We start from the raw sequence: 13,149 nt of genomic DNA on the forward strand, positions 1-13,149 counted from the left end.
TTAGCGCGAATGGCGCAAGCGCGGATTGGCAATCAGCGCCAGCACGTCGGCCAGCAGATTAAGCAAAATGTAAATTCCAGCTAGCAGCAGCGCACAGTCCTGCATTACAGGAATATCGCGCTTACTGATACTGTCGACCATGTACTGCCCAAGGCCGGGATAAACGAAAACGTTTTCGACAATCACCACGCCAACCATCAGATAGGCGAGATTAATGGCTACGACGTTGATGATGGGGCCGAGCGCGTTGGGCAGCACGTGACGCCAAAGAATACGCGCGGGCGTCAGGCCTTTAAGCAGCGCGGTATCGACGTAGGCCGCACTTTGCGCGGCAATCAACGCGGCGCGGGTCATGTTACTCATATGACCCACAATCGCCAGCACCAGCGTAGCGCAAGGCAGCGCGATAGCCGTCAGCCGGGCCGTTAAAGGCATCGAATCAGACAACGTACTGTTGCTCGGCGCCCACGCCAGCGTGATGGCAAAAATCAGAATCAGCAAATATCCCGAGAAAAATTCCGGCAGGGCCACGGCGGCACGCGCCACGCCATTAAGCAGCGTATCGACGATACCGCCTTGATAACGCACGGATAAAAAGCCGATCGCCAGCGCCAGTGGCACGGCAATGACCGCCGTACATCCGGCGAGAAACAGCGTGTTGGCAAGACGGCTAAACAGCGGCCCCGAGATGGCCTCGCGGCTGGTGTAGCTGATGCCGAAATCACCATGCAAAATGCCCATTAGCCAGCTTAGATAGCGACCAATCGCCGGTTTGTCGAGGCCAAGCTGCTGGTTTAACTCGCGAATGGCGTCTGGCGTGGCGCTCTGTCCAAGAATGGCCGTTGCGGCATTACCCGGCAGCAGCTGCACGCCGATAAAAATCAGCACCGACACCGCCAGCACCATTAACAGGCCATAGCCCAAACGACGCAGCACCAGCCCCGCCAAAGATGAACGGCCCGAAGGCCGTTGCGTAGTAAGTTCTGACATCCGTTTTAAACCTTATTGCTGTTTCAAACCTTATCGCTATTTCAAACTAAGCCGTTTCTAAACTAACCGTATAATAACTAAACGTTTTAGCTGGCTTAGCTTTCAATCCACACCTTTTCGGCCGCGCGATTACCACTGAGCGGCATGCCCGGTACGGAGGTAAAGCCTTTGATTTTGGTCGAGCAGCCGTCGAGCGCATCGGCGTACAGCGGAATGATTTCGCTGCCCTGATCGACCAGCATCAACTGGATGTCATGATAAATTTGCTTGCGGCGCGCTTCGTCGGCTTCGCCACGGGCGGCTTTGACCATCGCATCGAAAGCCGGCACTTTCCAGGCAGATTCGTTCCATGAAGACTGACTGGTAAAGACCAATGACAGCATGGCGTCGGCAGTTGGGCGGCTCGCCCAGTTGGACGACACGAAGACTTTTTTCTGCCAGGTGTCGTTCCAGAAAGCATCGTCAGGCACGTGATCTACCTTGATATCAATACCCGCCTTGGCCGCAGATTGTTGATAAAGCTGCGCGGCATCGACCGATCCCGGGAATCCGGCGTCGGCAACAGATAACGTTAACGGCCCGGTAAAGCCCGATTTTTTCCAGTGGAATTTGGCCTGATCCGGGTCATAAGGACGCTGTGGAATGTCTTTGGCGAAGTAACGATTCGACGGGAAGAACGGGTTATCGTTAGCAACGCTGGCATAACCGCCCAGTACGGTATCGATAATCTGTTTGCGATCGATAGCGTATTTTAGCGCCAGACGGCCATCCACGTTATCGAATGGCGCAAGATTCGAAAGTCCTGGGAAAGTGTAAATCGCGCTGTCTTTCGCGCGTACCAGCTGAATATTCGGCATGTGCTGAATGCGACCCACAATGCGCGGGTTAACACGGTTGATAAGCTGCGCCGATCCGCTGACCAAAGCCGCTACGCGGGCCGTTGAATCGTTCATTGCCAGCGTTTCTACCGAGTCGACATGGCCGCGCGCGCTGTTCCAATGGTTCGGATTACGCTTGGTAAGTGTGGTCACGCCCGGCTGGAATTTCTCGAGAATAAAGGCACCGGTGCCGATCCCTTTATCGAAGTTTTCGTTTTCGGCAGTGATAACGAAATGCACAGCGCTCAGCAACCAGACAAACTCGACGTCTGGCGAGTTCAATTTAATAGTGACTTCGTGGTCGCCCGTTGCAGCAATAGAAGCCACGGGATCCAGATAGCCTTTCACTGGCGAAGTCGACTTCTCGCCGCGATGGTGATTCAGCGAGTAGACCACATCTTTGGCACCCAGCGCGCGGCCGTCATGGAACTGTACGCCCTGACGAATCTTAAGCACCCAGGTTTTGCTGCCATCGGCTGAAGACCAGGATTCAGCCAGAGAAGGCGCGAGGCCGCCCTTTTCATCAATCTCAACCAGACTGTTAAAAATCTGCGAACCTACAAAATAGATATAGGTTTCAAACCAGAAGGCTGGATCAAGGCGGTCCGTGCTGGAGGCGTTATCGATGCCCACCACTAAATGGCCACCCTTTTTAGGCACCGCAGCGTCGGCGGCATAAGCGCCGGAAAATGGCCATAAAGAACCGGTAGCCGCAGCGACGGAAATCGCGCCTGCGCTTTTGATAAACGAACGACGATCTAGCATGAGTTTCCCTTAGTAAGGGCCTAAGCCCTTTTTATCTAATTTTTATATGAAAACAGGATTATGAGTGCGCGCGGTCGCCAAGCTTTTCGCTTAGTGCAGCAATGTGCTCAGGGCCAATTCCGCAGCAGCCACCCACCATCGTTGCGCCCGCTTCAACCCACTCTTCGGCAAAGCTGAGGTAACCTTTCGGGTCAGTATCTTTGCGCAAATCGCTTAACCCTTCGTTGGCACCGCGCTTGTTGTCTGAAGGTTCGAAAGCGTTGGCATACACACCGATAGCCAGTTTTGAACCGTGGCGCGTAGCGACTTCTCGTGCTTCACGCACTGCGCTGGCCATCACTTCAGGGCGGCTACAGTTGAAGAGAATGGCGCTGCCCGCCAAACGCAAGACAGCGTTAACGGCATCAGTTACCGACTCACCCGAGCGAAGCTGCGCCTCACCATTTTCGTTTAGCTCATCTTTCAGGGTAAACGAAAGCCACAGTGGACGAGGATCATTACCTAACACTTCACGTACCAGTTCGACTTCAACAACCGAGCTTTGCGTTTCTGCCAGCCATAAATCGACGCTATCTTTTAATCCATCAACCAGCACGCTCAGCAGCCTTTTTGCTTTGGTTGGCTCAAACAGGTCGGGACGATAAGAGCCTAAAACGGGCGGCAGTGAACCGGCAACTTTGACCGGCGTCGGCGCGGCATCGGCGGCTTCACGGGCTAATCGGCCCGACAAAGCAATCAGTTCGGCACCCTGTTTAGCAAAGACTTCTTCACCTACGTGGAAAGGCACGACGGCGTAACTATTGGTAGTAATAACCTGCGAACCCGCGGCAATAAAGGCATCGTGGGCCTGTCGCACAAACTGCGGCGCTTCAATTAGCGCCAGTGCCGACCACTCCGGCTGACGGAAAGGCGCGCCCATTCTTGCAAGCTCACGGCCCATGCCGCCATCTAGAATCACCATGTTATTACTCATTTTTATAGGGTTCTCCGCTGGTTATCATTTGATGATTTAAATAAATTTTAAGATTGCAACACTCTACAAAAGGCGCGTTTAGAAGTCTAGATATCTTTATGGATAGAGGGATGCAGCAGAAGATTTCACATGATGTGGAGTAAATCTGAAGGATGATTTGGGCGTTATCTGCAAATTTACTGTTAGCGAGTTTGCTAAAGTCCAATGCTTACTTATCTCGAAATAAGCCGCCACGTTAATGAAGATATCGACAATTAATAAAGAAATTAATCCAGTCAATTCCAGCCAGCCCGTCAATACCAGCAAGATAGATAAGCCCCTGTCAGAGAATCACTCCTCTTGCATGTCATGTGTGAGCCATATTTGTACTATTGCCAATAATCTTGATGCCTGCACGCCTTTATCACAGGAGCAGTATTTCGATGCCCTGGATAATCAACCTTGGTTAAACTTACCAACCCAAACCCCATGGACAACCTCCCTGACCGCTACCGCACTCGCTATCAAAGATGCATTGCACTATCAGCTTATTCAACTCAGCAGGTTTACCTTAGCCAATGACATGCTAAATATCCTACCCCCAGAAATAAGCAAGCTGCTGAGTGTGGGCCTATTTTGTCATAGTCGCGGCGTCGATTACGTGTATCAGGCAGGGATTTTGGGCGGCCTAACGCTGCTTAATACACTAATATATAATCTGCTGGGCCCTAATACCGTTGGCATTTTGGTTGCTAGCCTGCCACATTTTTTACTTACCTGGCTTGAAGGAGAGCAGCTTCCGCTCACCTCGCAAATTATTAGCGCCTTAACCGGCTTGCTTCATACCGGCCTGCTCATTTGTGCCAGTCAAGATCTGCATCAGCCCGAGATATTGGTGAATTTGTATTCGCAGGTGATCTTGCCTGCGCAAACATTATTTATGGATAGTGGTTATGCCGGTATAGCCGCTACGGGTTTGAGCCTGCTGCTGTGCTTATATTCAGGACTACGACTCAGCGGGTTGATTAACAATGTGTCAATACCCCCTAATGTTCTTAATCAGGGTTTTGCCGTCATCCGCGATATATATGGGTTGTCGCAGCAAAGTTTTAATTATGAACGACAAAAAGATGGCTTATTGAAGAACTGGTATCAAAGGAACTTTCCCTCAAACCCGTGCAAATCTGATTCACAGGCCAGTCACTATTCAGAACGCCGTGCTCAAAAAGCGTTGGACCGCGCGGTCAATCATGCGATTCCTATTACAATAAGGAAGCGCTACGAGGGTGAAGAATATTTCCGATTAAAGGCAGATTATCAGCAACAAATATTACTGGGTCAACTTCCGGTCTGGCCCATCCCTAAGAGAACCTGTGTATCGCCTGATAGTGGCGTAAGCGTTCAGGATAACTTCTTAACTTCGGCAACTTATGAAACTGTAAGCTCACCTTTATTAGTCACTTCAAGCGTAATTGCGGCATCAACCCTCGCTCCAGGATGGCAATTACCCGGTAAAATAACTCTGCTGGCTGGCGCAGCCGTGGCCTCAACCACGGCATTTTTGGGTACATTTGCCTTAATGGGACAACACGCCGCCGACAAGACGAGGCAAAATCTTCCCCAAGCATTGCCTTTACAGCAAATATCAAGCAATAGTAGTCCGTTATGTGAGGAAATAATTCACGTCACAAGAAAGTTTTTGATATCGTCAAAAACAGGCTGGCCTCTTGCCGTGGATTTATTTAATACTCTTTTTCAAGCGAACGGCGATCCAGATTTAGATCGACTCAGTCAGTTTTTACATGCCGCCAATATCACCACTTTTACTGCCGAACAGCGAAATGATGTTAACGATTATTTGCTGGATACCTTATCGGTGCTTCTTGCTCCACCTCATTCGCCACAAGCCTGGAGTATTGACGATTTTATTTCAGCGTTGGATAGGCAGGCCAGCACATTATGGGAAAGATCAGAAAGCGTTACCGTTGAAAAAGCGCTGCAAACTTTACGACTTGCTGTTGCAGAACATTATATTAGCTTAGGCATAATAGACAAACTGAGGATGGCAAAAATAACCGAATTTTTGCTTGGCCAAATAATCCCGGCTGCATTAACCTTTGAACGTCATGAAATGAGCAGCCTCAATTTACAGTCAAAAAAATTCTATTATATGCTCAATTATATTGGCAGTGAGATTGCCGAAAATAGGCATATTATTGACAAGAATTTTGAAGCCGGATTACAAGAAGGAAGGAAAGATGAGTTTTACATGGCGCGCCTTAATAATTATCCCGCTAAAAACGTCAGTTCAACCCATGAAACAACATCAGTAACGCTTCGCAGAAAAATCAATCAGGATTTTTATGACTATCATGAACAGGATATAGACCTTGAAAGTCTACCGATGGTGACATTTGATGAAATTATCCAGATTGAATATTCCAAGATAAATATTTTCAAAAAGATCAACTTCAATATCGATAGTTTGCGCATTCATAATCAAGGTAGTTATACTCCCGACATCAATGTGCTAAGCGATTGTGCTAATTATCGCGATGTTATTCGCAGCTTCGAAGATGGAATGGCGATACTATATCGTTACTTACCCAATAATGTTCCGGTCGAGCTTCGCGATTATAACTCACAAAATAACAAGCCTAATCAACCCTTCCAACTTAAAGCCCATAAGAAGATGTCAGAGCTTAAAAAGCTTTATGAGATTGCCAATAAACAAGCAAGAGAGTTTTATAGCCAGAAATATCGTCAAGTAGTCGATATGGCGGTTGAGCTGCTTGATGCGAATGAGTTGAGTTTCCTCAGAGATAAAGACACAAGAATTTATATTATCGATACCGAAGTAAAAAGGCTTAAATTCCTGCGCTTTTTATTCATGTCAAAAGTAATAAGACTCTCACAAGAAGCTACCGAAAAAGTCGCCTACAATAAGCGGCCGTTTCACGAAATCGGTAAATTTTTCTTTGGTTATAGCGTTAGAACAAAAGAGTGTCGCTACTACTCATTTAATATTGAAGGCAGTCGCACTCAATTGGGTCAGTTTCCTTTACAAAGAATTGGAATAAATCAAACCAAAGCACTCATCACTCTCCCTCATGACTTTCTCAATGAGAACTATCTTTTCTTAGACGAGCGCACTTTATTTGATCCTTGTGACAAGGTTATTGAACCTACTATAAAATTAAATGCTTGGGACAAAACAGGCGATTTTTTTGCCGAGCGCCTGAGATATTACAAAAATGTTCTTTGTAAAACCTTTACTAATAGTAAAGATATTATTGTTAGCTTGAAAGAAAGAGCTATTGCGATTAATGGCTCGGATCCCCTGATGACTTTAAAAGATGAGATATGCAACGATAGAAGAGCATTGCTGCTCTTTCTCCAACAAAGAGATCATACCTATAAGTTGACTGAAAGAGAGATTCGTCAGGAAAAAGGGTTTTCAGTGGCCGTGGCTGAAAAACTGCCCTTTTATAGTTGCTTTGAACTTTTTAAAGATAATTTCATCAGCGATAAAGACAGCAAGCCTATTTCTTCAGCACTCCCTTTTCTACAGGCAGCAATTTGTGCGGCTGATTTTTATTTAGGTTATAACATGGTGAAATCATTCACGACGCTAGTTACCTCATATCGGCAATGCCATATCAAAAGGTGGATAAAAGAAGGAAAAGTTAAAGAATTAACCAAAAATCTCGATGCTGCATTTAAACTTCCTCAGTCAAGTCACACGCGATACCCGGTAGAGTATCAATACCAAATTAGCGTATTAGAACGCAAAATTAGTAAACTTGATGCTGAAATCATTGTATTACGAGATACTATAAAATCATCTACGCAAAGCTTATTATCTACCCCCGTTTTTATCGCTTTCCCTTATCTTTCATTGCGCCAGGGTGAAAACTTGAAGGCTATTGCTCGGCCTTGGGCATTCAACATGCTCAAAATGAGCACAAAAAAATTGGCGGATAATATAAAATTTAAACATCGCCCCTCTCCTTATTACCCCTTAAAACCGCCATTACCTGGGCATGATGAAAGACTGCCTCCCTCAATTATCGATAACAATGCCACTTGCTCCTCTGCTGGTTCAACTTTTAATAACATCATCGTTAATATATTTGATCTAAAAATAACTCACCCAGATCTTTATAAAAAGGCCTTTTTTTTCCGTCTTAAAGATGCCAAGTCCTTTAACGATTTATGATGAATTAAAAAAAGAAGGCTTAACTTTATCTAATCAATATAATTACATGTCGATGTTTTGCTTTATCTCATTAACCATACCAATTAGAAGTTATACGACACAAATACTGGCTTGTAATGAATTAACTGATGATTCAACCACCTCAAAGAACATTACCGAAGAACTATTAAATGAGTTTTATGAAAACTTCGAGCTTCACTCCAACAACATACTCAAAGATAAAACATTAACTCTTGAACAAAATTCATTGCTTAACAAAAGCATGAGTATAATTAAAGGAATTTTGAAAAGTAATATCCTGGGTATTGAAGCAAATTATGCTTACCTTGTTCAGCACATTCTTATGGGCGAAGATTTTTCAAAATTAATAAGATCACATCAAGGTAACGAACAGCAGAAAAGAGATGTCATTGACGAAATTGAACAAAACCTCTCTTTTAAACTAGATAAATATTCGTTGTACGGCTCAGCCAGGCATACATTACAGTCACAGTTTCACCATGCTGTAATTAAATACCTAGGCTTATTTATTGCCAACAAGATTGATGACAGTAAAAGTAACGCTATTCTTTTTTGTCAAAATTCACATATTTTCTCTCAACGCTTGGCGGATTCAAATCTAGATGCCAATGAAGTCTTGCCTACCCATGCCGATTTTACCAATAACTGGTTGCTAATTTCTGCCGATATTGAAGATATTTACCTATCCTACTCGCGGTGCGAGTATACCGCAAAAGTATTGGCGGAATTCAGTACCGATGATTGGCTATCTGAACCGGCACAGTTGGCCTGGTCGAAGGCTTTACAACCGAAATTATTTAGTGAAATGCGGTTTCAAGATCTCGCCCCTTTGCTACTGAAGGTAACCTCTATTCTGCTTGATGCCTGGAATAAGCGTTTAGCGCACGGACCTATTGATATCATTATTGGGCGGAGCGTTAACCGGCTTTTTATCGATGATGTGACTGCCGCAATGAAAGAGGCATGCCATGATTTTAAAAACTTACTATTTTGTCAGGTATATTCAATTGAAGAAGGCCGTTGGTTTACTTTCTTAAATAATGATTTTATATTTGAGGCCCCTAATCGCACTCGGCGTCATGCGCCAGACGGCTATAAGCTTTACCCTCTCCCTATTGCTTTACGACCCGACGAATCATTACCGACTCAACCACAGGTTAAAGATCTAATAGCAGATTTTTCAGGGAACATCCCTTTCCACCAACGTCTATATAAGCTGTCAGCAGGGAAAGTTAAAACCTCGGTATCGAATATTACCCAACAGGGTATGGAAATGGTTAATCAAATTATTAATCCTCAGGGTCAGATAATTGATTATCAAGTCAAAATTTTACAGCATCACGCAGACGAGAGCGTATTCTTGGACAATCGCGCAATATTACAAACGTTAGCTGAAATCATCACTCTACATTACCCTGAATCTCCGCGACTCTATGACTATGTTTTTAAGCATCTACAAAACTCTTTCTTTAACGAGCCGATGGCACTTGTAGAACTGAGTAAAGATGGATTCATTAAAGGGCAATCGATAGATATTTATACCGTGTATCTCTCGAGTATGGGAACTATTCCCTTTGAACATCAGCAGGCAATATTGCGCTTTATTGATGCTACGCTCCATACATTGCTTGGATTTACCTCCTATCTTTCAACTGTCGATCCGGTTCTGGCCGCTGCACCCGTATCTGCGATAACATCCCAGTGGCTATGTTTTGGCGCAATTATTTCAGAGCAGCTTGGCTTGGCCGAGAGTTCAACCGAATCTTTACTGCATTTAGGATTTAGTACTTTATTTGATACCGGCCTTTTTCCGGTTCGTTTACTTGCCCACCAGCAATTAGCTTTATTGAGCCCTACGCACTCTTTTGCGGATATCAGCCAAGCCCCTCAATTGGCGCTAAAAACGGTGGCAACGAATATTGCTGCCTTATCTACCCTGCAAAATATGATGTTATCTTGTTTAGTTGCTGATAGGCGGCTGGTAGAGTATATCAATCAGTGGCAATACAGTTTGGTAAGAATCGATATTGCCCCGCTTTCTGTGTTGATTGAAAATAGCTTGCAAGAGCAACAACGCTTGCTCGATGCCGTATTCAAACAACTTGCTCCCAATCAACAAGCGCGTTATCTCTCTGCCCTGAGAGCCAATCAGCTGAAGATAAGCTGGTATTCTGCCGATGATCGAATTGTTGGCGTGGCTTTACTCATTAATGAGCAGCAGCAAGGGATTATATTACCGCTCGGCCAACCCGAATCGGTTCCCTTGGCATTTCGGCAGTTTTCTAAAGCAAGCACTCAAGAAGCTTTGCTAAGCCTCTGTTTTGGCGGCTTTGAAACTACGGCAAAAGAAGTACAGGTCAGCGTGACTGTTTCCCTTGATAACATTATTCCAGCAAATATTGCCTTCGGACTTAAACAATTTCTTAGTCTCGAAAGTGCTTCACTGCTTACCTTAACAGGTGAAACTTATTCTGAAGCGCGGTTTAACCTGCTTAAGCAGGGAATTATAAGTTGGTCTGCTCAGCACCTTTTATTCGTTGCCCACGGCGATTCTCCTGAAATACAAGGGCTCCCCGAACTCACCCAGCGTATAGCCGAGATTGCTTCGCATCCTGACGTTATTAACTGGTCTCACGCCAGCCAGCACGGTGCAGCAACACCTCAGACTACCATTGATTTTTCTCGCGCCATTGCCAATGTCATGCTCACCAAAACACATTGGCCAGATATTGCTGCACGTCTACGGGAAATTCCGATAAAAAACGGCGCGACAGCATTACAAAGTTTACCTTCCGAAGGTTTTTCGGGTTTTTGGTGGGATCCCGTGAGTCATTTTTGTTATTTAGGCTGGCAGCATGATGGTCAGCGTTTGCTATTTGCCAGCTTAGCGGAAGATCGGGAGAGCTTTTATGCACTACCTGAAAACGGCCCATATGAAGCTATTTGGCGCTCGCTCGGGACTTTTAATAATCTGGCCGCCGATCTCCAGGCCCTGCGTCAAGGGATAATGACGGTAGATGAATTCTTCACTGGCTCATTACCTTTGGCCTGGCGAATGGAGTGTTTCAAAGAGAGTAGTTTCACCCTGCCTGAGGGGTCATTACCCCATCCCGCACTCTCAGGGGTTTATTATTATGGTGAGCCAAGTCGACGGGTTTACTTTTATTGCCCTACTACTCTTGCGCTGACTAATCCTCAGCCTCATACAAAGAAGTGTGTTCCAATACAACTAGCTTTTCTCGCAGATGGTGCTTATCGGATTGATTTTGATATAAAGGATGAAAGGTTATCAGCCGATCTGCACTTTACACTGCAAACCGGTTTACCCTCGTTAAACTCAACCGCATTAACCTTTTCACGAGATTGGCAATTTACGCCTACAGCAACATGGCGTCTTATCTCAGCGTCGAAAAGCCAACGACTGCTTAAGCAAGGTGTCATCCACTTCGAGAATTTTATTGAATGGGATAATAAAAGTCCTATTACTGCCGAAATGCAACCGTTGCCAAGGTTATTAGAAGATGTCATGGGCAATATTGTCTATGTTTTTGCTGAAAACAATTATCAGCAGCTTAGTTATCGTATTCCAGACGTTGAGGGTAACCTGCAACCTTCCCCTTACGTTCCGGTCGAATGGCCTCGCATCACCCCCAATTCGGCCCCCCACGGGCAAAGTAGTGCATTAGAATACTTTGACCATTTCTTTTCGGATCAAGCTCGCGCCAACACTACGGTTCCATTAGATAACGATCGTCGAGTTTACGTTGAATCTCTCTTAAAGCGTTTTCGTATTGCGCGACAAGAACGCTTGAACAACATACAAAAATCTATTAGCAGTAGCTCGGAGATACCTTTTCATTTTACGCAAAACCTATCGACCCAGATTGAGTTGCAGCACTTCGAACATCAATTAAGAAATCGCGATATAAGACTCGAGGTTGAAATGCAAAAGGGGCTTAATGTAAAACTTCATCTAACCAACGAAACCTGGTTTATTTTTCACTGGCGTAAAATTGATCTTTATAATCCCCAACTGCGAAAGGATGCGCATTTGGAAGCTTTCTACCAACAGAAGATTTTTAAAAAGTTGCAGCAGCTGTTGCTGGCCGAACCTCATGATGAATCAGTATATGGCCAACTCATCGTCTGGATTACCAAGAGTCTTGCGATCCTTGAGCAAATTATAACCATGTTAGATTCACTTAATCCTTACGCTATTCACCACCTTCCAACTTCAAATTACGTGAAAGATTTGCAGAGCTATCGCGCCGGGGTAAATGAATTCTTTAGCTTTTATAATGAACAGCCACACATTACTACTGAACTATTTAATCAGCCGTGGACCTTCAAGGTTGAAGAGCGAGGGGCCGAAAGGCGGCAGCCACTTTGGCAACCGGTAATCAACTGGCTAAAAAATGTTACCCAAGCAGCTAGCCAAGTCCTGCATCCTCTAGAGGTTTTTACCGGACTCACTAATGAATCTGTACAGTCAGAACACTTGAATAGTCGCGTAAATACCTGGCAAAGAACGTGGAACAACACACTTGTAGCCTGGTCATCAATTAACGTTTCGCAGGAGATATTGTTAATCCGTCCCGATGTGTCTGAACAAGGGTTTCCGATTTCTGGAGTGCTGCACAATTGGCCGGTAAAGTGCATTCTTTCTGCCTCACGACAGCCTGTCATTCAGCCGGATCAAACGGCGTTGGCATCTTTTTCACGGCTTGACCCTCAGCAAATCGAAAGTCTGGTACTCACGGCATCAGGCCCTTCGCCTGAAGGCATTATCGATATCCCCTTAGCCACTGAACCTAACAAAATGCTGACTATCGGTTTTTTCGCTCAGCTCGCCGCGCAACGCCTCTCCTGCGCTTTCGCTTTGGCCGAGTTAGCCGATGCAGCTTTCCTGTGGCGTTTACAACAGCGTATGCGGGAAGTTATGAAGAGAGAAAATAGAGGTTGGAACATTCAGGAAACTACGTTTTATGCTTCTGAGCAAGTAACAACGTTTTTGAATGAAACTCGGTTGGAGAGTATCGACAAACGAAAATACGCTCAGCTTTTCGGCGTATTATATGAAAATAAGTCATTGGTCATCAGGCTTATACTTTCAGATCCACAAATGCTGTTTGGTATGCTGTGCTTTTATCAACTGCAGCAGCAGCCTGCCAAAGCAACAGCCAATGTCGCCAAAGCCTGGTTTCTTTTTCAACACACCTTTAGCGAAAATGAGGGGGAACAGCCTAAGGGGCAAATTCTGCTGGCAGGTATTTAGCGAGAAAAAAGAAGAGGGTTTCAGTCAAATTTAACGGCTAATGATTGCG

At 45.3% G+C, this 13,149-nt stretch carries 5 protein-coding genes; 2 read left to right on the top strand and 3 right to left on the bottom strand.

Going from position 1 to position 13,149, the window contains the following annotated elements; all coding sequences use genetic code 11:
• The 3 genes from SC206_RS00875 to SC206_RS00885 form a co-directional block, all read right to left on the bottom strand.
• On the bottom strand, positions 1 to 990 hold the full coding sequence (locus SC206_RS00875; protein WP_332733231.1) for an ABC transporter permease: 990 nt from the start codon (positions 988 to 990) through the stop codon (positions 1 to 3).
• Between the two features lie 95 nt (positions 991 to 1,085).
• On the bottom strand, positions 1,086 to 2,633 hold the full coding sequence (locus SC206_RS00880; protein ID WP_332733233.1) for an ABC transporter substrate-binding protein: 1,548 nt from the start codon (positions 2,631 to 2,633) through the stop codon (positions 1,086 to 1,088).
• A gap of 58 nt (positions 2,634 to 2,691) precedes the next feature.
• On the bottom strand, positions 2,692 to 3,606 hold the full coding sequence (locus SC206_RS00885) for a homocysteine S-methyltransferase family protein (protein WP_332733234.1): 915 nt from the start codon (positions 3,604 to 3,606) through the stop codon (positions 2,692 to 2,694).
• A gap of 238 nt (positions 3,607 to 3,844) precedes the next feature.
• Here SC206_RS00885 and SC206_RS00890 point away from each other — a divergent pair, with 238 nt between their 5' ends.
• Positions 3,845 to 7,804 (top strand): hypothetical protein, encoded by a 3,960-nt coding sequence (locus tag SC206_RS00890; protein ID WP_332733236.1) that lies wholly within the window; start codon positions 3,845 to 3,847, stop codon positions 7,802 to 7,804.
• A complete protein-coding gene (locus SC206_RS00895) occupies positions 7,779 to 13,100 on the top strand; it encodes a hypothetical protein (RefSeq protein WP_332733238.1) in 5,322 nt (1,773 codons plus the stop codon). Before SC206_RS00890 ends, SC206_RS00895 begins: the two co-directional genes overlap by 26 nt.
• The last annotated feature ends 49 nt before the right edge of the window (positions 13,101 to 13,149 follow it).

This window comes from Rouxiella sp. T17 (assembly GCF_036663475.1).
Lineage (GTDB): Bacteria > Pseudomonadota > Gammaproteobacteria > Enterobacterales > Enterobacteriaceae > Rouxiella.

Coding starts and splice junctions, on each gene's coding strand:
- SC206_RS00875 (WP_332733231.1), bottom strand. CDS start 990: ATGTCAGAACTTACTACGCAACGGCCTTCGGGCCGTTCATCTTTGGCG.
- SC206_RS00880 (WP_332733233.1), bottom strand. CDS start 2,633: ATGCTAGATCGTCGTTCGTTTATCAAAAGCGCAGGCGCGATTTCCGTC.
- SC206_RS00885 (WP_332733234.1), bottom strand. CDS start 3,606: ATGAGTAATAACATGGTGATTCTAGATGGCGGCATGGGCCGTGAGCTT.
- SC206_RS00890 (WP_332733236.1), top strand. CDS start 3,845: ATGAAGATATCGACAATTAATAAAGAAATTAATCCAGTCAATTCCAGC.
- SC206_RS00895 (WP_332733238.1), top strand. CDS start 7,779: ATGCCAAGTCCTTTAACGATTTATGATGAATTAAAAAAAGAAGGCTTA.